Source organism: Streptomyces sp. NPDC005811 (genome assembly GCF_040630405.1).
In the GTDB taxonomy this organism is placed as follows: Bacteria; Actinomycetota; Actinomycetes; order Streptomycetales; family Streptomycetaceae; genus Streptomyces.
The window spans coordinates 32,381-54,838 of record NZ_JBEXXK010000001.1 but is presented as its reverse complement, the minus strand read 5'-3'; the positions used below and the strand labels follow the sequence as shown (position 1 = coordinate 54,838).

Genomic DNA, 22,458 nt, shown 5'->3' with positions numbered 1-22,458 from the left:
CCGGGCGGAGGGGGCCATGGTCGTCCACGGGCCGTCCCAAGCACCGAGACGTACCCGGAGGGGCGGGGACGGGGAGGCCGACGGGAGGGGTCAGAACGGGAGGGGTCAGAAGGGGTGGACGCCGACCGGGCTGGCCGGTCGCGGGCCGTAGCCCTCGGCGATGCGCTGGTGGTAGGTCTCCCGGTCGATCACCTCGAGGCCGACGATCTCCCAGGGCGGCAGCTGCGAGGTGCGCCGGTGCTCGCCCCACAGCCGCAGCGCGACGGCGGCGGCGTCGTGGAGGTCGCGGGCTTCCTCCAAGTAGCGGATCTCCGCGTGATCGCCCGCGTAGCGGCTGGTCAGGAGGAAGGGATGGTCGTGGGCGAGCTGTTCGAGGGCGCGCCGGACCTCCCCCAGCGGGGCCTCCTCGCCGGAGACGCTGAGGGTGACGTGCCAGAGCCGGGGCAGCTCGGCGGGTCCCTCGTACCGCTCCCCCGCCGCCACGCTGGTCAGCGCGCGTTCCTCGCCCGCCGCGCCGGTACTCCCCCGCGCCGCTGCCACCCCGGGGCGCACTCGTCTCACGACGGCCTCCTTTTCGCAGCGCTCGTGCAACCGGTCTCCCTGAGACAAAGTTGAGCAGGCCGCACGGCTCCTTGGGGCGGTTTCACGGAACGTCCCCCACCGGTACGGACCGTTCGGGGCCCTCCGGAGACAGCCGTTCGACGGCCTCAGGGGTGGAGGATCACCAGGTCGTCGCGGTGGACGACCTCCCGCTCGTACTCCGCACCCAGCTCGCGCGCCAGCTCGCGGGTGGACCGCCCGATCAGCAGGGGGATCTCCTTGGCGTCGAAGTTGACGAGGCCACGGGCCACCGCGTGTCCGGCGGTGTCGCGCAGTTCGACGGGGTCGCCCGCGCTGAACTCGCCCTCGACGTCGGCGATCCCGGCGGGCAGCAGCGATTTACGACGCTCGACGACCGCGCGCACCGCGCCGTCGTCCAGGGTGAGCGAGCCCTGCGGGGTGGAGGCGTGCTGGAGCCAGAGCAGCCGGTCCGCGGAGCGCTTGCCGGTGGGGTGGAAGTAGGTGCCGGTGTCCTTGCCGGCGAGGGCGTCGGCGGCGTGCACGGCACTGGTGAGGACCACGGGGATGCCGGCGCCGGTCGCGATCCGGGCGGCCTCGACCTTGGTGACCATGCCGCCGGTGCCGACGCCCGCCTTGCCGGCGCTGCCGATCTCGACGTGCGCGAGGTCCTCGGGGCCGCGCACCTCGGCGATCCGGGAGGTGCCCGGCCTGCTGGGGTCGCCGTCGTAGACGCCGTCCACGTCGGACAGGAGCACCAGCAGGTCGGCGTGGACGAGGTGGGCGACGAGCGCGGCGAGGCGGTCGTTGTCGCCGAAGCGGATCTCGTCGGTGGCGACGGTGTCGTTCTCGTTGACGATGGGGAACGCGCCCATCGCGAGCAGCTTGTCGAGGGTGCGCGAGGCGTTGCGGTGGTGGGCGCGGCGGCTCATGTCGTCGCTGGTCAGCAGCACCTGTCCGACGCGCACGGCGTAGCGGGCGAACGAGGCGGTGTAGCGGGCGACGAGGAGGCCCTGGCCGACGCTGGCGGCGGCCTGCTGGCGGGCCAGGTCGCGGGGGCGGCGGCGCAGGCCCAGCGGGGCGAGGCCGGCGGCGATGGCGCCCGAGGAAACGAGGACAATCTCACGTTCGCCGCCGCTGCGGATCTTGGCGAGGACGTCGACGAGGGCGTCGACGCGGTCGGCGTCCAGTCCCCCGGCGGCCGTGGTCAGCGACGAGGAGCCCACCTTGACGACGATCCTGCGGGCCTCGCCCACGGCCTGCCTTGCGCCTGCCACCTTGTTCTTCGTCCCCTCGCGCGGCTGTTCCGAGTCCTTCCGGGCCCTCTCGCAATCTACGCGAACGGACCCCGGGGACGCGCGCGAGTTCCACTCCCCGGACGGTGCGCCTGCGTAATCGTTTGCTCACTCTTCGCGTACGGCAAAAAGGTTGTACTGGTTCCACATAGAATCTGAAGGGAATACAAATTTATTTTGAAGTTTGTGTCACCTACAGTTCGCCCTGTGAAGCGCATACTCCTCAGGTCGGGGAAGAGCCCCTTCGACGTGGTCCCCGTCGAGGAAGCCCTCCACCGCGACGTCTTTGCCACCAATTCGGGCAACCTCATCTTCAGCGACGCCACGCACAAGATCCTCACCGTGCCGGGCAGCGCGGAGGTGGTGTCCAACGGCATCGCGACCCAGGTCAGTGCCGCAGGGCGGATCAACGAGGAGTACGACGCGTTCGTCGTGCCTCTGGCCAACGCCTTCCGGCCGACGTTCGAGGCCCCGCTCAAGCGGCTGACACAGCTGATCTCGAAGCTGAAGATCCCGGTCGTGGTGGTCGGCGTCGGCGCCCAGGCCGGCCTGGACAACGACCCGGCGCGGCTGAAGTCCATGGAGTCCACCGTGCGGGACTTCGTCTCCGCGGTCCTGGACCACAGCGCCTCCATCGGCGTGCGGGGCGAGTTCACCGCGCAGTACGTCACCGACATGGGCTTCAAGGACGTCGAGATCATCGGCTGCCCGTCGCTGTTCATGCACGGCGAGCGGCTCGAGGTGACCAAGCGGGTGGCGGCCATCACCCCCGAGTCGAGGATCTCCACCAACGGCTCGCACACCGCGGTGCGCGGCGGCCTGAGCAAGATCCTCAGACGCGCCCACGAGAACTACCCCCACCTGCGCTACATCGGCCAGAACCTCACCGACGCCCGCCAGCTGCACTGGCGCGACACCGACTCCTCGGCCGGCCGGGTCCGCGAGATGCCGACCCACCCCGACCACCCGATGTACCGGGAGGACAAGGTCCGGGTCTACATCGACCCGGTCACCTGGATCGACGACCTGAAGGAGTTCGACTACTCCTTCGGCTCGCGCATCCACGGCAACATCGCGGCCCTGCTCGCGGGCACGCCGGCCACCGTGCTGGCCTTCGACTCGCGCACGCTGGAGCTGTGCCGCTACTTCGAGATCCCGCACCGGCTGCTGAGCGAGGTGCCCGCGGACCTCGACCCGGCCGAGCTGTACGAGGAGGCCGACTTCAGCGCGCTGACCGGCAACCACCGGGAGCGGTTCGACCGGTTCACCTCGTTCCTGGACAAGAACGGGCTGGAGAACACCTTCACGCACGGCGACGGCGGCAAGGCCTTCGACGAGCGGCTGCGCGCGCTGCGCTTCCCGGAGGGCGTGCGCCCCTGGATCGACGCGGACGTGGCGTCGCTCACCAGCCGGTTCGGCTGGCTCCAGCAGCGCATCACCGAACTGGACACCCACAACAGCCAGTTGCAGCGGGAGCTGGCGAAGTCCCGGGCGGGGGCGAAGGCCGCCGCCAAGGCCGCCGCCCTGACCGTCCCGGCGCCCTCGATCTACCGCAGGGCGCGCCGGGTGATGGGCCGGGCGCTGAAGCCCGCGAAGTAGCGCCCCGGGCATTCAGGCGGCCACCCGGCCGTGCGGCCCGGTCACCCGCTTCCTCAGCCGTCCCAGCCTGCGCCGCACCTTGCGGGTCGCGCCGCGCAGGAAGGTCTCGGCGGGGGTCTGGCGCCAGCCCGGGTACGCCTTCGCCTCGCGCGGTTCGGCGAGGTAGACGCGGTCGGGGACGCCGTCCTTGCGGGAGCGGTAGCCGGGGTAGGCCAGATAGAGCTGGGTGCCGCCCTTCTTCAGGACGGGGCCGGGCTCGCGCTTGGCCTTCATGAACTCCAGGACGTCCACCAGGAGGTCCGGGCGCCGCATGGCCACCAGCTGGAGCCGCAGCCGCTCCTGGACCTTCAGCCGCTGGGCGACGCCCTCGTTCCAGTAGGCGTCCATGAGCGGCGCGGCCAGCTCGAACTTGGTGCGCCGGATGTCCTCGTCCTGCCGGAGGAAGACCGGGCCGAACTGCGGCAGCAGCGTGACCTGGAAGGGCCGGACCATGAGGACGTCCCGCTTCGGGCCGGGCGGGAGCATCCGCTCCAGCAGACCCATCAGGGCCCGCGCCGAGTCGAAGCGCAGCTGGTAACCGCCGCTCTTGGTCACGTGTTTGCCGTCGTCGCGGCCCACCAGGTAGTAGCAGGTGTAGTCGGCGACGATCGAGACGCCGTCGGCCCGCAGATAGGCCTCCATGGTGAACAGCGCGTCCTCGCCGGTCCACAGGGACTCGTCGAAGCGCATGTGATGGCGCTCCAGCAGGGCGCGGCGGAACAGCTTCTGGGCGCTGAGCGTGAACTTGATGTTGGAGGAGAAGACGTCCGTACGGTCCTGGTTCGCGCCCCACATCGACCGGGGCGCCTTGCGGTTGACGCCCTCGACCCGGCCGAGGCAGACATCGGTGCCGTTGCGGTCGGCCATGGCGACCATGCGCTCCAGCGCCTCGGCGCCGAGCCGGTCGTCGGCGTCCAGGAAGAACACGTACCGTCCGGTGGCCCTGGCCAGGCCGACGTTGCGCGGGCCGCTGGGTCCGCCGGAGTTCTCCTGGCGGATCACCGTGACCGGCATGGGAGCGCGGGCGGCGAACTCCTCCAGGTAGTCCCCGGTGCCGTCCTGGGAGCCGTCGTCGACGGCGACGACCTCGATCCGGGCCGGGTCCAGCGTCTGTGCCTCGACCGACGCGAGGCACTCGACCAGATACGGCATCGCTTCGTACGCCCCGATGATCACCGTGACGTCAGGCTGCGCACGCGTCACTTTTCCCTCTCATCACGCAACGGTTGCCCTTGTTCCATGTTCCAGCAACCCGATAGACGGCCGGCCCGGTGAAGGGGTTGTCCCGGCTCCCGAAGGTGTCCCACATCACAGAACGCCGAAGGGCCCGGCCCCCGGAGAACGTCTCCGGGGGCCGGGCCCTTTCGCGATACGGCCGTCAGCCCGCCGTCACACCATTGGTCAGCTCCGCGCCGTCACCGGGCGCCGCACCGGCCGCGCCCTCCGCCGCGGCGGCCCGGGAGGCCTGGCCGACATTGCGGGCCTCCGCCTTGAGGGCGAGGTCCGCGACGGCGGTGTTGAACTGCGCGAGGGAGGTCGGCTCGTCGGGGCCGAGCAGGTACTCCTTGAGCTCCTTGCGGTCCTCGGCCAGCGCGTCGGCGGCCGGGTCGCGCACCGCGCCGAGCAGCTGGTCCAGCTCGGCGGCGGAGTTGGTGAGGATGACCGCCGCGCGCACCGCGGTGTTCTGCCGCCGGAACTCCTCCGTGCCCAGCTCCGCGGAGTCCGTGACGGCGTACGGCTTGCCGCTCGCGATGAAGTCGGAGACCACGCTGGAGATGTCGGAGACCATCGCCTCGGCGGCGTTGAAGCAGTCGTACAGGCGCGGTTCGGTGCCGGTGACCACCCGGTGCTCGAAGTCGGGGAAGGACCGCCAGTAGGCGTCGTTCCACTCGGTGCGCAGCCGGGCCGCCTCCTCGTGCTTGCGCACGTCGACGATGCCGTCGCGGCTGGTCACCGCTTCGTCGGCCTTCTCGTCGAAGGAGAGCGAGAGGTCCTCCAGGCGGGCCTTGAGCCGGGTCAGGTCGGCCTTCGCCGCGGCCTGGGCCGCCGCGTCGCCCTGGAAGCGCGCGTCGCCCGCGCGCTGCTCGGCGGCCTTCTTGATGAGCGCGGTGATCCGGCGGTGCGCCGCCCCGGCGGCGGCGCTGCGGGTGCCCGTGAACGGGTGCGGCTTGTACAGCACGCGGACCGGGGGCTCGGCGGCGATCAGCTTCTTCACGATGTTCTCGCCGGCCAGCAGGAGGGAGGTGTTGCCCGGGTTGTCGTCCCAGCCCTCCCAGGTGGGCGCGTACAGCACGGTCGGGATGCGGTCGTCGGGCGCGCCCTCCCAGGTCCTGATGGGCGCGAGCTGCGGGCGGCCGACCTCGACGATGTCCTCGTCGCGGATGCCGACGTCGGCGATGGCGTAGCGGTCGCGGCCGGCCCGGCCGGCGGTCCACACCTCGTCGTACACCTTGCTGAACGGGTTGACGCTGGCGAGCTTGTCGCTGTCGCCGTGGCCGATGAAGACGTGCTTCATGGTGGGCACGCGCAGCATGTGGATGTTCTTGCCGACGTTCGCGGCGTACAACGTGACCCGCACCATGGAGAGGTCCATGTTCATCAGGTGCACCCCCCCGGGCACGCAGATGACGGGGACCGTCGTGGGCGACATCTTCTCCAGGACGGAGCGTTCACGCAGGATGATCAGCGGCCGGGAGTCGAGCTGCTCCATGGTCTCCAGCCACATGTTGACCTGGTAGGCGGACTCCTTGGAGCCGGAGAAGTACAGCACGGTCTCCGGGCGGTACTCGCGCAGCCAGGCGCTCACCGTGGCCAGCACCTTGTCGGGCTTCGGCGGCAGCCGGCGGGCGCGCAGGTGCGGCACCAGCAGGGCGACGTACAGCGCGCCGAGGCCCAGGGTCACGGCGACGCCCGCGTAACCGGCGAGGTCGACGCCGGTGAGGGCGCAGACCAGCAGGCCTGCCATCGCCGCGAGGTCCAGGTGGAGCATCTTCTGTCCGGCCCGGGTCAGCAGCGCGCGCGGCGGGGCGTCCGGGACGGTCAGCCGGGAGGCCAGGTCGACGTTGCGGGTCACGACCGGCATCTGGCGGCGCTTGCCGATCAGGGTGACCAGGGCGCCGTGCGGGGCCTGGAGACCGAAGAAGAGCGTGAAGCAGGCGATCGCCGCGTAGAAGACCGGCTCCTCCGACAGGTCGAGCCGGGCCAGCAGCAGGATGAGCAGCAGCTCGCGGACCAGGAACCGGGTGGACAGGCCGGCCCTCACCTTGTTCAGCAGGCTGATGAGGTAGGTGCCCTTGCGGTGGAGATAGAGGTCCGCCAGGTACGTCACGGCGGCCGCGGCGGCGAAGGCGGGGGTGCTCGGGACGAGCGCGGCCAGCATGAGGCAGGGATAACCCAGCATCATGAGGACCGCCGCGGCCAGTTCGGCCGCGCTGCCCACCCGGGCCACGCGAATGGCAGTGGATATCACGGAGAAACCTGCTCTGGGAGGGGTGCCGGTCATAGAAGCCTAAAAGTCCGGAAAATCCTTTGTGAAGGTTTCGGGATTCTTACGCTTCAGGCCCCTGTGAATTCTCCGTGAACAGGGAGCGACAGAGGCCTGAAATTCGATGGCTATTTGCGCTTGATTATGCCACGCCGTCCTGTCGGTCGAGCACCGAGGCCAGGGCCTGCTCGAAGCCGGAGGCCTTGCCCGCGGCGGCCGTGGGGTCCTGCTGGCGGACGTCGATGACGTGCCCGGTGAGCTCGGAGAGGAGGACGTCGAGCGAGGTGCGCGCGACCGCCTCGGAGGAGAGCAGGCTGCCCGCCGGCTCCTGCCCGAAGGCCTTGGTGCGCATGGGGGTGGCCGTGCGCTCCGGGTTCACGCAGTTCACCCGGATGCTGTCGCCGGCCCACTCGTCGGACAGTGCCTGGGTGAGGTTCACCATGGCGGCCTTGGTCGAGGAGTAGAGGCTGTACTCGGCGCGGCCGCGGGTGTAGCTGCTGGAGGTGTACAGCAGGAGCTGGCCCTTGGTCTCGGCGAGGTACTTGTAGGCCGAGCGGGCGATCTGCACCGGGGCCAGGTAGTTCACCTTCAGCGCTTCCTCGATGGTCGCGTTGTCGGTCTCGGCCAGCTTGCCGATGCGCAGCACCCCGGCGGTGTTGACGACGTAGTCGATGCGCCCGGTCTCGCTGTAGGCCTTGGACAGCGCGTCGTCGACCTCCTCCGGGTTCTCGACGTGCGTGCCGGTGGTGGAGCGGCCGAGGGCGTACACCGTGGCGCCGTAGGACTCGGCGAGTTCGGAGATGTCCTTGCCGATGCCGTAGGAGCCGCCGAAGACGACGACGGTCTTGCCGGTCAGCAGCTCGCGGTAGACCTCCTCGCCGTACGGCTCGGGGGTGGCGGTGGAGGCGAGCTGGAACAGCTTGTCGGCGATGAAGACGTCGACCGGCTGGGTGACCTTCATGTTGTACTCGTCGCCCGCGACGACGTGGATCGGCACGTCCGGCAGGTAGCGCAGGACGACCGTGCAGTCGTCCGTGGCCTGGAAGTTGGGGTCACCGGCGGCGACCTCGTAGGCCCGCTTGATGGTGGACAGCTTGAAGGCCTGCGGGGTCTGGCCGCGGCGCAGCCGGGAGCGGTCCGGGATCTCCGTGATGAACTCGCCGTCCTCGCCGTGCGTCCGGGTGACGATGATGGTGTCGGCGGACGGGATGGCGACGTCGACGGCCTGGTAGCGCTCCAGGGCGCTCACACAGTCGTCGATGACACGCTGGGAGAGCAGGGGGCGTACGGCGTCGTGGAAGAGGACGTTGAGGTCCTCGCCCTCGGCCAGGCCCTCGCCCAGGGCGGTGATGGCGCGCTCCGTGGTCTCGTTGCGGGTGGAACCGCCCTCGATGATCCGGGAGACCTTCTTGAACCCGGCCTTGGCCACGATCTTCTCGATGTCGGGCACATAGCCCGGCGCCATCAGCACGATGATGTCGTCGACGGAGTCGGCCTTCTCGAAGGTGGTCAGGGTGTGCTCGATGACGGCCTTGCCTGCGATCTTCAGCAGCTGCTTGGGGATCGACAGACCCACGCGCTGACCGGTGCCACCGGCCAGGATCACTGCGGTCGTACGGGGCTTGGCTATGTGCTGGGACACCAGAAGACCTACCTTGGGGCGACGGGAACGGGGAAATGGTCCCACTTGCGGTTACCGCGATGCAAGGTGAGCGCCCTTCACTGCATATGTGCGCGCCACCCGCCATTCACCTTGAACCGCTGGTGATTGGTAAGACGTGTACGGGAACCACGAGGATGCTCCCTGGAAATCCTGTGAGTAACTCCACAGGGGCCGAGTGATACCTGAGAGTAACGGTGAACCTTGTTCAGTGACGGCGCAGCCGCTTGAGGCAGCGACGGCCGAGCACGCGCACCAGTTCCCGGGAAGAGGTCTGGTGCACTCCGCGCGTGCCCGGGCGGCCCGGTCCGGTCTCGGCCACCGCGGCGAGCGCCCCGTACAGGGCCTGAGCGGCCACCTCGGGAGCCATCCGGGGCTCCTCGCCACCGTCGGAGGCGGCCGGTTTCGGCACCGCGGACAGCAGTGCGGGATCGCCGATGACCCGTACGCCCATTGCGGTGATGCGTTCGGCCATCTCGGCGCCGATCCCGGCGGCCGCCTCCACCGCCCACCCGGGGGTGGAGATCTTCACGTCCCGCGACGTCGGGCTGCACGCGTTCTTCATATGCATCACCGCGCCGTTGCGGATAAGTTTCGAATAAAGTTCGTCCGGCAGCCCATTGCCCCGGAATTCTTTATTGAGATTCCGCAGCATTTCGGTCTCGGCCAGGGTGAGGGAACGATTCGCGGTGTCCGGAACCGGCTGAAGCATTTTGTCCGGAAGACCCAGCAGCGCCTCGAAGGTGCGCATCAGCCCCTCGCGGTCCCGGTCGTCCACCACGACGACGGTGACCCGGTCGGCGCCGACCACCCGCACCCACCGCTCGACGAGCCGGTCGTGCCGGTGCCGCCGCCAGAAGCTCGGGTTGGGCTTCTCGTAGGGGGCCTTGCGGAGCATGTGCTCCAGCCACTCCTCGTAGCCCATGCGCAGCCCGTTCTGCACGTACTGCTGCCACTGCGAGGGCATGATCTTCGCCAGCGGACGCAGGGTGATCAGGACGTGTACCCGCTCTCCGCCGAGCTGGTCGACGACCCGCTCGACGGTGGCGTCGTCGGGGGCGTCGGCGAAGAACTCGCTGCTGATCACGGAGGTCTTCCGGCCGCCGGCCGCCACCTGCTCCACGAACTGCTGCCAGTGCCGCTCGGTGGGGGTGGTGTCACCGATCATCCCGCCCCGGGAGCACGCCGCGAGCACGGCCTGCATGGGGTGCCTGCTCGTGGCCGGGAAGTCGACGCCGTACGCCGGCATCGTCTCCTTGGCTCCGAAGAGGGCGCCCTGGATCGAGGTGGTCCCGGTCTTGTGCGGGCCGATGTGCAGCAGTCGGGTTCCGGCGGGCAGCGGGGCCGGTCGCGCGGTCTGCGCGGTCCGGGGGCTGCGCTGCGCGGGCATGGCCGCGAGTTCCGCGCGCTCGTTCACCGGGGCGTCGTCTGTCGTACAGTCCGTCTCCATGGTCAAGGGACGGTAAGAGATGTTCCTTAGAGTGCGCTGAGAGGAGCCTGGGACACAGATGAGCCCCAGGCTCCGGTCACACAGATTTCACACGGTGCGGACGCCGCGCCTGCCGTCCGTGACCCTGAGCCTGGCCAGCGTGCGGGCGGTCGCCTTCGTTCTCAGGACGGTGTCCACCACCCGGATCTGCGCGTCGACGGCGTCCGGCCGGATGTCGAAGAGGTGATAGCCGCGGTGGGCGTCGATCAGCTTCCAGTGCGGGTTGTCGGCCTTCAGCGGGTCCCACTGGGCGTGGAAGGCGGCCTGGTCCTGGTCGCCGTTGCTGGAGATCGAGGTGCCGACGAACTCGGCGCCGACGACCGCCGAGGAGGGGTCGGCGAAGTCCCGCCTCAGATCGCTGACCATGGTGAGGTGCCGGTCGCCGCTGAGCACCACCGGATTGCGGACGGCGGCCAACTCCCCCAGCAGCGCGTTGCGTTCGGCCTGGTAGCCGTCCCAGGCGTCGTAGTACCAGAGCTTGCCGGGGCCGGCCAGCAGATCGGTCTCGGCCATCATGATCTGTGAGGCGATCAGGTTCCAGCGGGTGTCGGAGGTGCGCAGCCCGTTCAGCAGCCACCGCTTCTGCTCGGCGCCCAGCATGGTGAGCGCCGGGTCCTGGGCGCCCTCCTGCGTGACGGCCTGGTCGCTGCGGAACTGCCGGGTGTCGAGGACGTTGAGCCGGGCCAGCCGGCCGAACCGCAGGGCCCGGTACATCCGGATGTGCGGGCCGTCCGGGACCGCCGTGGCCCGTACCGGCATGTGCTCGTAGTACGCCTGGTAGGCGGCCGTCAGCCGGGCCGTGAAGGCGTCGTGGGACTGCTTGTCGGGGTCCTGCGGGACCTCTCCCGCGAAGTCGTTGTCCACCTCGTGGTCGTCGAAGGTGACCACCCAGGGGGCGCGGGCGTGCATCCGCCGCAGATCGGGGTCGCTGCGGTACTGGGCGTACCGGTTGCGGTACTGGGTGAGGGTGTACGGCTCACCGCTCCCCTCGTGCCGGCGCACCGCCGACGCGGAGGGTCCGGACTCGTAGATGTAGTCGCCGACGAAGAGGACGACGTCCGGGTCCTGGGCGGCCATGTCGGCGTAGGGGGTGAAGTACCCGTGCTGCCAGTTCTGGCAGGAGGCGAGCGCCAGGCGCAGCGAACCGCCCGAGGCCAGGGGCTGGGGAGCGGTACGGGTGCGGCCGACCGGGGAGATCCGGCCGCCGGCACGGAAGCGGTACCAGTAGTCGCGGCCCGGCTTCAGGCCCCGTACGTCCACATGGACGCTGTGCCCGTACGAGGGCCGGGCGGTGGCCGTGCCGCGTCGCACGGAGGAGGCGAAGCGGGCGTCGGGCGAGATCTCCCACTGCACGGCGACGTCCTGCTGCGCCATCCCGCCGCCGTCGAGCGGGTCGGGGGCGAGACGGGTCCAGAGCACGATCCCGTCGGGCAGAGGGTCGCCGGAGGCCACGCCGAGGCTGAACACGTTCTCGGGCAGGGTGTTCGCGGCGGCATGCGCGGTGGCGGGCAGCCACAGCTGGGCGGAGGCGGCGGCGCCGGCCACGGCGGCACCGGCGGTGAGGAGACGACGGCGGTCCGGGGACATGGGGGGAACTCCCTTGCGTCGCTGGCGTCTTGACGCAAAGAAGGTGGCACGGCCGGCCGGTCGGCAGGCTGAATGGAGGGCCGCGCATACATGACAAGCAGACGGACAACGATGACCCGTTGCGGCGGTGAAGCCGCAACGGGTCGGTCACGCGTGCCTCAGAAGGGCTCGAAGCCCTCGAACTCCTCGGTGGCCTCGTCGCGTTCGGCCTGGCGGTCACGGCGGCGCTGGGCGGCCGGACGGGGCTCGTCGAGGCGGTGGTCCTCACCGCGGCGGCCCAGCATCTCGGCGCCGGCCATGACGGTCGGCTCCCAGTCGAAGACGACCGCGTTGTCCTCGGGGCCGATCGCCACACCGTCGCCGGAGCGGGCGCCCGCCTTCATCAACTCCGCCTCCACACCGAGGCGGTTGAGGCGGTCGGCGAGGTAGCCCACGGCCTCGTCGTTGTTGAAGTCGGTCTGGCGGACCCAGCGTTCGGGCTTCTCGCCGCGGACGCGGTAGAGGCCGTCCTCCTCCAGCATGACGGTGAAGCCGGCGTCGTCCACGGCCTTGGGCCGGATGACGATCCGGGTCGCCTCCTCCTTCGGCTTGGCGGCACGCGCCCGCCCGACCAGCTCGGCCAGCGCGAACGACAGCTCCTTGAGCCCCATGTGCGCGACGGCGGACGCCTCGAAGACGCGGTAACCGCGCGCCTCCAGGTCCGGCCGCACCATCTCGGCCAGGTCCTTGCCGTCCGGTACGTCGATCTTGTTCAGGACGACGATCCGCGGACGGTTGCCGAGCCCGCCGTACTGCCGCAGCTCCTCCTCGATGATGTCGAGGTCGGAGACGGGGTCACGGTCGGACTCCAGGGTGGCGGTGTCCAGGACGTGCACCAGGACGCTGCACCGCTCCACGTGCCGCAGGAACTCCAGGCCGAGGCCCCTGCCCTGGCTGGCGCCGGGGATGAGCCCGGGGACGTCGGCGATGGTGTAGACGGTCGACCCCGCGGTCACGACACCCAGGTTCGGCACGAGCGTGGTGAACGGATAGTCGGCGATCTTCGGCTTGGCCGCGGAGAGCACCGAGATCAGCGAGGACTTGCCGGCGCTCGGGTAGCCCACCAGGGCCACGTCCGCGACGGTCTTCAGCTCCAGGACGACGTCCTGGAAATCACCGGGCTCGCCGAGCAGCGCGAAGCCGGGGGCCTTGCGGCGGGCGGAGGCGAGGGCCGCGTTGCCGAGGCCGCCGCGGCCGCCCTGGGCGGCGACGAAGGAGGTGCCGTGGCCGACGAGGTCGGCGAGGACGTTGCCCGCCTTGTCGAGCACGACGGTGCCGTCCGGCACGGGCAGGACGAGGTCCTGGCCCTCCTTGCCGGAGCGGTTGCCGCCCTCGCCCGGCTTGCCGTTGGTGGCCTTCCGGTGCGGGGAGTGGTGGTAGTCGAGCAGCGTGGTGATCGACTGGTCGACGGTGAGGATGACGTCGCCGCCGCGCCCGCCGTTGCCCCCGTCGGGGCCGCCGAGCGGCTTGAACTTCTCACGGTGGACGGAGGCACAGCCGTGGCCTCCGTTACCCGCGGCGACATGCAGCTCGACGCGGTCCACGAAGGTGGTCATGGTGGGTGCCTCCATCAGATACGTACGTTCTTGTCTCTTGCGTAACACGCGAAAGGCGGACCCGCCTTCCCACCAGGGAAGTGAGGTCCGCCTCGCGAAAGCTTCCGATCAGCCGACTCAGGCGACCGGAACGATGTTCACGACCTTGCGGCCACGGTGGGTGCCGAACTGCACCGAACCGGCCTCGAGCGCGAACAGCGTGTCGTCGCCACCGCGGCCGACACCGGCGCCCGGGTGGAAGTGGGTGCCACGCTGGCGGACCAGGATCTCACCCGCGTTGACGACCTGACCGCCGAAGCGCTTCACGCCGAGCCGCTGGGCATTGGAGTCGCGACCGTTCCGGGTGGACGATGCGCCCTTCTTGTGTGCCATGTCTCCTCAGTCCCTTACTTCGCAGCCGCGGGGATCTCAGTGACCTTGATCGCCGTGTACTGCTGGCGGTGGCCCTGACGACGGCGGTAGCCGGTCTTGTTCTTGTACCGAAGGATGTCGATCTTGACGCCCTTGTGGTGGTCCACGACCTCGGCCTGGACCTTGATGCCGGCCAGCACCCACGGGTCGCTGGTCACGGCGTCGCCGTCGACAACGAGCAGGGTCGAGAGCTCGACCGTGTCGCCAACCTGGGCGGTGGAAATCTTGTCAACCTCAACGATGTCGCCGACAGCAACCTTGTGCTGGCGACCACCGCTGCGCACGATGGCGTACACGCGGATCTCACTCTCTCGCTCGGAAACGGCACCCCCGCAGTCCAGCCGCCCGGGAAGAGTCACGGACAGCCTCTCCCTGAGCCACCGGCGGACCGGCACCCGGGAGGAAGAGGTTTACGGGGATGTGGCGCGCCTAGGGGACACACCGACGCTCAAGGTTACGGGGCCCTGCCTGAGGGGTCAAACCGGGCCCTGCCCGCGCGCTCAGCGCTGCTCGGCCTCCGGATCCACGTACTCCTCCACGACGAACTCCGAGGTGTCGAGTGCGAAGTCGAACGGCGCCGGAATGCGCACCGGCCGCCCGAACGGCACGTTGGTCCGGGACCGGTACCCCTTGGGAGACGGATCCCACATGACATTGATCTCCCCGATCCGCATGTCGAGCAGCAGATACACCGGGACGATCTGCCCGTACGTCGCCATCTTGTCGAGCCAGTCGACGTCCTTGGTGGAGTCGGAGGTCAGCTCGGCGACGAGGGAGAGGGCGGAGGCATCGGCGTGACGGCCGTCGGCCTCGAAGGCGGATTCGTCGGCGACGTGCAGGTCAGGGCCGTATGCCCGCCCGGAGCCGTGGAAAGCGAAGAGGAACGGAGCCACGTCCACGCCGTACCCCTCCGGAGCATGCGGACCCAACTGAAGCCGCAGCGACCTCATGACCCGCAGGTAGCACGGCTTCGGCCCCGGCGACACGACGATCTTCCCCCGGATGAGCTCGGCCCTGTAGCCGACAGGTGAGTCCATCTCCTCGACGACCTGGAGCATCTCCTCGTAGGAGCCGCTCGGCGGGGCGTCTATGGCCCGAGGACGCTCGGTCATGATGGTCACCACGATCCTCCACTGGTCACAGAGCGTGTCACTTTCACCACGATAGTGTCGGGGCGCGGCCGCAGCCCGCCTCGGCAAGGCTCATGCCCCAGCCGCTGGGCGCTCGCCCCTCACCCCGACCTCGCACCACAGCAGCTTCCCGCCCTGCCCGGACGGGCCGCCGCCGAGCGGATACCCGCCCCACGCTTGCGCGTAATGACGTACGAGGAACAGCCCGCGCCCGCTGTCCGCCTCCGCCGGGACAGGTCCGACGGGCCCGGACCGCTCGCCGAAGGGCGGCGGAATGTGCGGATCGGCGTCCCAGACGCTCACCCGGAGCCGGGCGTGGGTGAGGCCGCGCAGGCGGAGGGTGGCGGGGCCGGTGGAGTAGCGGTAGGCGTTGGTGACGAGTTCCGACGCCAGGAGTTCCGCCGAGTCTTGGAGTTGAGACATACCGTGGCCGACGAGGACGGCTCTGAGCGTGACGCGGGCGATGCGGGCGGCTCGGGGATCATGGGGCAGTTGGAGGCTGTACGCCCAGTTTGGTGACGCTTCGCACTCCGACGGGGATACGGTGACCATGAACGCCTCCTGCGGTGGGGGAAGTTGGTTCGCCTGTTCACTCAACGGCCCGGCCGCGGGCGGTGGCAGTGCCGCACACGAGCAGCGCTTGCGCGGTGCGCTTCCGGGTTATCGGCGGGGCCGGTTGAGCGGTTCGAGACTCACCGTAGACTGCAATCCCTGAAGGTTTTGCACCACCAAGCAAAAGGTTCAGCGATTTGCCTCGTGTGAGTGACCTTCACAAACAGGTGTACGGAACGGAGCGAGGACTTGGCACCACGAAGCGTCCCTACAGCCCGGCGCCTCCGCATCGGCATCGAGCTGCGCCGCTTGCGGGAACGGGCAGGCATGACCGCCGCTCAGGCCGCCCGCTTCCTGGGCACCACTCAGGCCCAGGTCAGTAACATCGAGGCCAACCGCTTCGGCATCAGCGCCGAACGTGTACGCACCCTCGCCCACATCTACGGTTGCACGGACGAACCCCTCGTCGACGCCCTCGCCGGCATGGCCGCGGACCGGACACGCGGCTGGTGGGAGGGGTACCGGGACACCCTGCCGCTCCGCCTCCTGGACCTCGCAGAGCTGGAACACCACGCCACCGCCCTGCGTGTCACCCAGGTCATCAACATCCCCGGCCTGCTCCAGACCCCCGAGCACGCCCGCGCGCTGTTCCGTGAAGCGGTTCCCGCGCTACGCCCGCACGAAATCGAGTTCCGGATCTCCCACCGCATCAAGCGCCAGTCCATCTTCCACCGCGAACAACCACCCCCATACACCGCGATCGTCCACGAGGCCGCCCTGCGCATGCAGTTCGGCGGCCGTGAGGTGGCCAGGACTCAGCTGGAGTACCTGACCGAGGTCAGCAAGCAGACCAACGTCACCGTCCGCGTGATCCCGTTCAACGGCACTTCGTTCCCCACCACAGGACATGCCGTCGACTACTTCCACGGTTCGGTGCCGACGCTCGACACGGTGGAGGTCGACACCGCTCATGGCAGCGAACTTGTAGATGCAGAAGGACAGTTGGAGAAGTACCGTCTCGTCCTGGACCGCATGGAGGCGGTCGCCCTGAAACCCGCCGCCTCTCGCGACCTCATCCATCACATCGCCCAGGACATCTGAGAGACGAGACATGACCGAACATAACTGGCAGAAGTCATCCTTCAGCGAAGAAGGCTCCGCCTGCGTCTACCTCGCCAGCACCCTGGCCGGAAGGATTCTCCTCCGCGAAAGCGACGAACCGAAAACAATCCTGCTCACCACTCCACACCAACTCGCCGCGTTGATAGCCACTCTGCGAACACCGGCGCGGATTTGAGCTCGCAACACGATCTTGTTGAGGCGTGCCGGTGGGGCGTGTCCGGTAGGGCGAATCTGCCGTTCGGGAAGGTGCGAACACTGGGCCGTGGATCGTGTACGACGCCTCGTGGACGCTGATCGAGCCCGAAACCGCCCTTGCAGGTGGACGCCGCCGCATCCTTCTCGGAGTGCCAGGTGATCAGTGTGGCGTCGAGATCCAGGACCAGACCGGGCGGCACGCGCCCGCTGCCCGGGCAGCCGGATGCCCTCACCGATCTCAGCCCCGGCAGCCAGGCGACCCCCGAGCCGAGCCCGGGTCGAGCGCACAGAAACAAGTGCCCGCTCGTCAACGTCGGCGAGCAGCCGTCGGTATGGAGGCGACCGAGCCGACCCCGTCGGCCTGGTCCGCGACCGCGGTCAACATCGTGCGGCTCGAGCATCTAGCCTCCTGGGCCGACCGGCCGCCCTCGGACAACGAGTTGGGACGGGAGACCACCGAGACGGCCATCGGCGACGGCGATGAACCGCCACCCTGCCCCGCCTTCGTCCGCTGACGTTGCCGTCAACTACTACCGTCACCCTCACGCAGAAGCCCCGCCATGACGAGCCAGACGGGGCTTCAGTTCACTGCCACGAATTCACCGGGGCCACGGCTCTAGTCCCGCGTCGGAGTGCAGGCATACGAGAGGGCGATCTGCACGAGCCGCCAACTCCAAGGCGTCTTCGATGGTGGAACCCATTTCCCAGATCCATCCAAGGCCAGCGGCAACCACCCTCCCGCCGGCCTCTACGAAGACGCTCGAATAGCTGAGCCATTCGCCGATTGGGAAATACCGCCCACCCAGAGCTTCCTCAATCTCCAATGCCAGGGCCCGCTGACCAGCCCCGGCTGAAATTGGGTCGAAATTGAAAGGCTCATCGTTGCTGAAGTTCGGGCCAGATTTATTTACAGGTTCAATAACCAGGCCCCCTAGTGCGAAAAGGATTTCTTCAGCCTTCGGATTCAGTTGATACCCCTCCTACTGCAAGGAGTCGAGCCAAGGGCTGGCATCCGCTCGCCGCTGGGAGTGCCAACCGGCGTCACGAAGAGCCTGCAGAAGTTCGGGGTCCAACGAGTCAAAGCTGATCAGGATTACCAACCGATACCGAGGTTGTCCAGCAGTCGCACGCAGCGACCACATGGAGTGGCTGGTGCGCCATGACCAGCTGTATTTGACGTCGGCATGGAGTTATTTCTCGACTGCACCGTACGCATCGTACCTCCCCTGATCGCTTCCGGCCCTTCAGCCGCCTGAGCCTGAATCAGGCAGTGCACCTCGGCGCAACCTCCATGATGATCAGCCTCGTCCAAAGCAACCTGCAGAACACCACTGGCCTGCTGACCGTGCTTGTTGCGGCCCTAATACTTTTCTCCTGAAGGAGACGTGTATTCGGAAGCAAATTTCACCCCTGTGTCATTACGCACAGAGTCGGCGTACTGCACAAGAGGATCACAGTTGTGAACCAGGACCGGCGTGCCCCCCAGCACATAGTACGTATGCAGGTCTTCCACCGTCAGGTTGTACATGTGCTGGTCGCCCGGGCGAGCAGTCACGGAAGCCACATAGACGTGCTTGTTCGAGGCGGTGTTGAGCGCGTGGCCGACGGCCAGCTTTCTGTGGGTATCCACTTGTGGAGGGTGTCGTCCCAGACCAGGTGCTTCGCGGTGGTGTGCAGAACGCTCAGCGTGCCGTCTGCCTGGCGGATGCCGAGGTCGACAAGGTCGTAGTCGTGGTTGATCCACACTGCGGAGACGGCACGTGAACCCTTGCGCTTGCCCGTCTTGGGATCGGCTGTTCGGACTATGTCTCCGGGCTTGATCTTCCCGATGGGCTTGGACTTGCCGTCGGCCAGCAACACGGGCGTGGCGGACGTAAAGCTCTTGCATCTCCGAGCGACCGCGCCTGCTTCCTCGGCCTCGGCTGCGCTCCCACGCCCCCGACTGAGGAGAGCCACCGCTACGAAGGCGCTGACCCGACCGCTGGCGTGGGCGCCGTCGCCCTGCTTGTACTCGGTGTAGATGCTGACGCCGGTGTCCCACATGCCCTGGATGGCAGGGATCCCCTGTTTGGCGATTACGCCCGGCACGGTCAGTGCGGCGCAACTGCCTCAGCCGTCTCCGAGTATGCAGTCGCCGACCGTACTAAGGCTGCTGAGGGCTTGGTTGACATAGCCGGTGACCATGTCACTGGTCTGATCGACAAGTCCGGAGAGGAAGCCACCAAGCCCGCTCGGGTGACTGCTGCCGCCGCTGTGGCCGCTGCCTCCGCTCTGGCCACTGCTACCGCTGTGCGCCGTACCGCTCTTGCTGCTGGCGCCGCTGTTGTAGCTTTCGCCTCTTTCTGCGTAGGTGGTGTTGGCAGACTTCTTCGGCTTGCTCGGAGTGTGGCCCGGCGTCGTGTTCTCGTATCCCGGAGCCGGCCGGGTCGGGCAGTCGGCGCTTGCGCACAGTCCTGAGGGGTCGCTGTTGGTGATGGGGTTGTTGCGGGCGTACGCGTAGCCGGCGAGTTGTTGGTCGTCGGTGGCCTCGAAGAGGGGGTCGAGGCTGGCGAAGCGGCCGAGGACAGGGTCGTACTGGCGCGCGCCGAGTTGGGTGAGGCCGGTGTTGGCGTTGTCGGGGGCGTTGAGGAAGCCGCGGTTGTCGAGCCAGCTGACGGCGGTGCCGCGGGTGCCGCCGTAGGGGGTGAACTGGCGCCAGGTCGGGGTCTGGGCGGTGTTGTCCAGGTAGAGGCCGCTGGTGCCGTGGGGGTCGCTGATCTCGAACTTGTAGTTGGTGGTGGTGCCGGTGCGGACCACGGCGCCGCCGCCCGGCAGGGGGAGGTAGCGGACGCCGGTGGTGGTGCTGCCGGTAAGGGTGAGCTGCTCACCGGGGAGGTAGAGGGTGGTGCTGGACGGGTCGGTCTGGAGCAGGACGTTGCCGTCGGCGTCGTAGATGTAGCCGGTGGTGCCCGTCTTGCCGCCGCTGACCTGGGTGAGCTGGCCGGCGTCGTTCCAGGTCAGCGCCTGGTTGCCCGACGCGACGGTGGTGTTGCCGGCCTTGTCGTAGGCGTAGCTGGTGGTCGCGGTGCTCGCGCCGGCGGCCGAGGTGGAGGACAGGGCGTGGGGCTGGACCGTGCCGTTGCCGTTGTAGTCGTAGGCGTAGCTGGTGGTGGTGTCGCTGCCGCCGGTGGTGGAGTGCTCGATCTGGTGCTGGCGCTGTCCGAGGGCGTCAAAGTCCCAACTGGTCCAGTACGCGGTGCCGCCTGCGGCTCGCCGCCGCGCCCGCCGCCACCGCCCGTGGGCCGCCGAGCCTTCGTGAGCGGGCCTCGGCGGCCCCAGGCCGCCTTCGTGGCGTGGTCCGGGCGCGAGATACCGGATCAGCGCCGGAGCAGGCGTAGGAACGGGCCAGGGACACCCATACGGGGCTGTGCCCCCTCCCCGTATGCTCGCCGGACGAAGGACGCACACCGGAAGGCGAACAAGTGAACTACAGGGTCCAGCCCAGCGCGCAGGTCGACGAGAGCGCCGAGATCGGGGCGGGCAGCAGTGTCTGGGATCTCGCGCAGATCCGCGAGGGCGCCCGTCTCGGCGAGGGCTGTGTGATCGGCCGGGGCGCGTACGTCGGATCGGGCGTGCACATGGGCGACAACTGCAAGCTCCAGAACTACGCGCTCGTCTACGAGCCCGCCGAGCTGGGCAGCGGTGTCTTCATCGGCCCTGCCGTGGTCCTCACCAACGACCACAACCCGCGTTCCGTGGACCCCGACGGCAAGCAGAAGCGCGGCGGCGACTGGGAGGCCGTCGGGGTGAAGATCCTCGACGGCGCCTCGATCGGCGCGCGCTCGGTCTGCGTGGCGCCGCTCGTCATCGGCCGGTGGGCCATGGTCGCCGCGGGCGCCGTCGTCACCAAGGACGTGCCCGACTTCGCCCTGGTCGTCGGTGTCCCCGCCCGCCGGATCGGCTGGGTCGGCCGGGCCGGCGTACGGCTCACCGAGCACGCGACCGAGCAGGGCACCTGGACCTGCCCGCAGACGGGCGAGCTGTACGACGAGAAGGACGGCGTCCTGGCGCTGCGCACCACCTGACCCACCCCGGCCCGGGTGCGGGCCGGGCACCGGCCGGGCCGTTCAGGCCGTCGTGTTCCGGTGGACGTCGAGCAGGAGCCGGTCGAAGTCGTCGTGCACGACGTTCCAGTCCCAGGCGGCGAGGGCGTGCTCGGCGGCCGCCTGTCCCGTCTTCTGCCAGGTCTCCTCGGTGGCCGTGACCGCGAGGATCCGCCGGGCCGCGTCCTCGGGCGTGCCGACGACCCAGTCCTGCGGGAAGAGCGTACGGGCGCCGTGCTCGCGGCCCGCGAAGAACGACCAGTCGCGGACCACGGGCACGGCGCCGCTGGCCGCCCCCTCGACCAGTCCGCAGTGGAAGCTCTCCCGGACCGACGTGCTGAGGATCGTGCCGACCTCCTCCAGCGCGCCCGGCACGTCGTCGGTCTGTCCGACGCGGCGGACCGCGCCGGACGGCTCCAGCTTCGCCAGGTCCCGCTCGAGCGCGTCGTGGTACCGCCGTACGGCCGGGCTGCTGTCGGCGTTCAGGCCGCCGCCCACGAGCAGCAGGCGGTAGCGCTCGTCGTGCCGGCGCAGCAGCCGCAGGACCTCGACCGCCCAGCGGGGGTCCTTGGCGACCTGGCCGGTGCCCACCAGGCCCAGCGTGAACCGTGCGTCGGGTCGCTTGGGGCGCCGGTAGGCGGACAGGTCCATCGCGTTGTGGATCACGTGCAGCCGGGGCGCGTCCTCGGCCAGCAGCCGCGGTACCGCGGCCGTGGTGAGGTCCCGTACGTGCGCGCTGACGAAGAGCAGGTCGTCCACGCGCGAGAAGTCCATGACGTGAGGCCAGTAGCTGAGGGCCTCGTAGCTGTGCAGCCGGACGATCACCCGGGTGGTGCCCGGGTCCACCAGGGTCAGGAAGGCCGCGCCGATCGAGCACCAGTCGACGAAGACCGTGTCGGCCCAGTCGAGGTGGGGGCGCAGTGCCTTCTCGGCCGCCCGTCCGTAGGCGGCCTGGCCGCCCACGGCCCGCGCCATCATGCGCCCGAGCCCCTTGGCCAGCGGCGCGAGCTCCGGGTCGGTGGCCATGTCGAGCGTCCGGACCTCGGCGTCGGGGTGACCCTCGTAGCGGCCGGTGATGAGCGGCAGGAAGTTCGCGTTGCCCCGGTTGACGATGAGCAGCCGGTGGGGCCGGTCGCCGGGCGGTGTCGCGGCGGCCTCCGCCCGGCCGCGCGGCTTCGCCACGGCGCGCAGGGTGCGGCTGCGGCGGAGCGCGGCCGTGAAGCCCTCGGGGTCCTCCGCCAGGGGTGAGGTCAGCCCGTCGAGGTGCGGGACGCGGTGGAACGCCAGAATCAGCGCGTCGGCCGCCGCCGCGGCCGCGGCCGCCTTCTTGCCCTCCTTGAACAGCGCGTCCGCGCACACCAGCTGGGCCGCGTAGGCCGCCTTGAGGCGGCGGGGGGTGAGACCGTGGGCGAGTTCCAGCGCGGCGGCCTCGGCCAGCAGGTCGGCCTTGAGCCGGGGCTCCGGGACGCGGTGGGCCAGCACGTTGAGCAGCCGGGCCCCGAGGGACGGCGCTCCCGCCCTGGCCAGGCCGGTGCTCACCGGGCGGGCGAGGCCGATCAACTGCTCAGCGGGTATCGGTGGCACCGGCACAGCGTAGCTCCAGCTCTGTCACCGGGGCCGATCCCGGTGACGGTCGACGACGAGGGGCGGGCAGCGGGCA

General features: G+C 69.4%; 22 protein-coding genes. 5 read left to right on the top strand and 17 right to left on the bottom strand.

The window, feature by feature from the left end; all coding sequences use genetic code 11:
* Nucleotides 1–105: 105 nt before the first annotated feature.
* Both ABZ490_RS00230 and proB read right to left on the bottom strand, forming a co-directional pair.
* Complete coding sequence (locus ABZ490_RS00230) at nt 106–552, bottom strand: hypothetical protein (RefSeq protein ID WP_358982938.1); 447 nt, start codon at nt 550–552, stop codon at nt 106–108.
* 155 nt (nt 553–707) lie between these two features.
* Nucleotides 708–1,814, bottom strand: coding sequence for a glutamate 5-kinase (proB, locus tag ABZ490_RS00225; RefSeq protein ID WP_358982936.1), 1,107 nt, complete (start codon nt 1,812–1,814; stop codon nt 708–710).
* Nucleotides 1,815–2,060: 246 nt separating this feature from the next.
* Between proB and ABZ490_RS00220 the strand changes: the two genes are divergently transcribed.
* Nucleotides 2,061–3,452 (top strand): polysaccharide pyruvyl transferase family protein, encoded by a 1,392-nt coding sequence (locus tag ABZ490_RS00220; protein WP_358982230.1) that lies wholly within the window; start codon nt 2,061–2,063, stop codon nt 3,450–3,452.
* A gap of 12 nt (nt 3,453–3,464) precedes the next feature.
* Here ABZ490_RS00220 and ABZ490_RS00215 read toward each other — a convergent pair whose 3' ends face one another.
* The 10 genes from ABZ490_RS00215 to ABZ490_RS00170 form a co-directional block, all read right to left on the bottom strand.
* The gene (locus ABZ490_RS00215) at nt 3,465–4,694 is read right to left on the bottom strand and encodes a glycosyltransferase family 2 protein (protein ID WP_358982227.1); all 1,230 of its coding nucleotides are present in this window, start codon (nt 4,692–4,694) and stop codon (nt 3,465–3,467) included.
* 175 nt (nt 4,695–4,869) lie between these two features.
* Nucleotides 4,870–6,960 carry a hypothetical protein gene (locus ABZ490_RS00210; protein ID WP_358982225.1) on the bottom strand — a complete coding sequence of 697 codons (2,091 nt, stop codon included), beginning with the start codon at nt 6,958–6,960 and terminating at the stop codon, nt 4,870–4,872.
* 157 nt (nt 6,961–7,117) lie between these two features.
* Nucleotides 7,118–8,617 carry a bifunctional cytidylyltransferase/SDR family oxidoreductase gene (locus ABZ490_RS00205; RefSeq protein ID WP_358982222.1) on the bottom strand — a complete coding sequence of 500 codons (1,500 nt, stop codon included), beginning with the start codon at nt 8,615–8,617 and terminating at the stop codon, nt 7,118–7,120.
* A gap of 226 nt (nt 8,618–8,843) precedes the next feature.
* On the bottom strand, nt 8,844–10,085 hold the full coding sequence (locus ABZ490_RS00200; RefSeq protein WP_358982220.1) for a hypothetical protein: 1,242 nt from the start codon (nt 10,083–10,085) through the stop codon (nt 8,844–8,846).
* An 87-nt stretch (nt 10,086–10,172) separates the two neighbouring features.
* Entirely contained in the window at nt 10,173–11,711 is a 1,539-nt protein-coding gene (locus tag ABZ490_RS00195; protein WP_358982218.1) for an alkaline phosphatase D family protein, read from the bottom strand.
* A gap of 158 nt (nt 11,712–11,869) precedes the next feature.
* Nucleotides 11,870–13,306 carry a GTPase ObgE gene (obgE, locus tag ABZ490_RS00190; RefSeq protein ID WP_358982216.1) on the bottom strand — a complete coding sequence of 479 codons (1,437 nt, stop codon included), beginning with the start codon at nt 13,304–13,306 and terminating at the stop codon, nt 11,870–11,872.
* Nucleotides 13,307–13,423: 117 nt separating this feature from the next.
* Nucleotides 13,424–13,678: a 50S ribosomal protein L27 gene (gene rpmA, locus ABZ490_RS00185; protein WP_003990207.1), complete on the bottom strand. Its 255-nt coding sequence runs from the start codon at nt 13,676–13,678 to the stop codon at nt 13,424–13,426.
* 14 nt (nt 13,679–13,692) lie between these two features.
* Entirely contained in the window at nt 13,693–14,013 is a 321-nt protein-coding gene (gene rplU / locus ABZ490_RS00180; protein ID WP_067245664.1) for a 50S ribosomal protein L21, read from the bottom strand.
* A 204-nt stretch (nt 14,014–14,217) separates the two neighbouring features.
* Nucleotides 14,218–14,829, bottom strand: coding sequence for a Uma2 family endonuclease (locus ABZ490_RS00175; protein WP_358982212.1), 612 nt, complete (start codon nt 14,827–14,829; stop codon nt 14,218–14,220).
* A 90-nt stretch (nt 14,830–14,919) separates the two neighbouring features.
* The gene (locus tag ABZ490_RS00170) at nt 14,920–15,399 is read right to left on the bottom strand and encodes an ATP-binding protein (protein WP_358982209.1); all 480 of its coding nucleotides are present in this window, start codon (nt 15,397–15,399) and stop codon (nt 14,920–14,922) included.
* A gap of 249 nt (nt 15,400–15,648) precedes the next feature.
* Here ABZ490_RS00170 and ABZ490_RS00165 point away from each other — a divergent pair, with 249 nt between their 5' ends.
* From ABZ490_RS00165 to ABZ490_RS00155, 3 genes are all read left to right on the top strand, one after another.
* On the top strand, nt 15,649–16,500 hold the full coding sequence (locus ABZ490_RS00165; protein WP_358982207.1) for a helix-turn-helix transcriptional regulator: 852 nt from the start codon (nt 15,649–15,651) through the stop codon (nt 16,498–16,500).
* 10 nt (nt 16,501–16,510) lie between these two features.
* On the top strand, nt 16,511–16,696 hold the full coding sequence (locus ABZ490_RS00160) for a DUF397 domain-containing protein (RefSeq protein WP_358982204.1): 186 nt from the start codon (nt 16,511–16,513) through the stop codon (nt 16,694–16,696).
* A gap of 352 nt (nt 16,697–17,048) precedes the next feature.
* A complete protein-coding gene (locus ABZ490_RS00155) occupies nt 17,049–17,231 on the top strand; it encodes a hypothetical protein (protein WP_358982202.1) in 183 nt (60 codons plus the stop codon).
* Between the two features lie 84 nt (nt 17,232–17,315).
* On the opposite strand, the gene ABZ490_RS00150 is transcribed toward ABZ490_RS00155, so the two are convergent.
* The 4 genes from ABZ490_RS00150 to ABZ490_RS00135 form a co-directional block, all read right to left on the bottom strand.
* The gene (locus ABZ490_RS00150) at nt 17,316–17,684 is read right to left on the bottom strand and encodes an SUKH-3 domain-containing protein (RefSeq protein WP_358982934.1); all 369 of its coding nucleotides are present in this window, start codon (nt 17,682–17,684) and stop codon (nt 17,316–17,318) included.
* 392 nt (nt 17,685–18,076) lie between these two features.
* Nucleotides 18,077–18,244, bottom strand: a complete 168-nt coding sequence (locus ABZ490_RS00145; RefSeq protein ID WP_358982932.1) for a hypothetical protein — start codon at nt 18,242–18,244, stop codon at nt 18,077–18,079.
* Nucleotides 18,245–18,267: 23 nt separating this feature from the next.
* Nucleotides 18,268–18,759: a Hint domain-containing protein gene (locus ABZ490_RS00140; protein ID WP_358982200.1), complete on the bottom strand. Its 492-nt coding sequence runs from the start codon at nt 18,757–18,759 to the stop codon at nt 18,268–18,270.
* 66 nt (nt 18,760–18,825) lie between these two features.
* The gene (locus ABZ490_RS00135; RefSeq protein ID WP_358982198.1) at nt 18,826–20,163 is read right to left on the bottom strand and encodes an RHS repeat-associated core domain-containing protein; all 1,338 of its coding nucleotides are present in this window, start codon (nt 20,161–20,163) and stop codon (nt 18,826–18,828) included.
* 14 nt (nt 20,164–20,177) lie between these two features.
* On the opposite strand from ABZ490_RS00135, the gene ABZ490_RS00130 reads away from it, so the two are divergent.
* Complete coding sequence (locus tag ABZ490_RS00130; protein ID WP_358982196.1) at nt 20,178–20,780, top strand: acyltransferase; 603 nt, start codon at nt 20,178–20,180, stop codon at nt 20,778–20,780.
* A gap of 42 nt (nt 20,781–20,822) precedes the next feature.
* Here the strand turns inward: ABZ490_RS00130 and ABZ490_RS00125 are convergent, their stop codons facing one another.
* Nucleotides 20,823–22,382, bottom strand: a complete 1,560-nt coding sequence (locus ABZ490_RS00125; protein WP_358982194.1) for a glycosyltransferase — start codon at nt 22,380–22,382, stop codon at nt 20,823–20,825.
* Nucleotides 22,383–22,458: the final 76 nt, after the last annotated feature.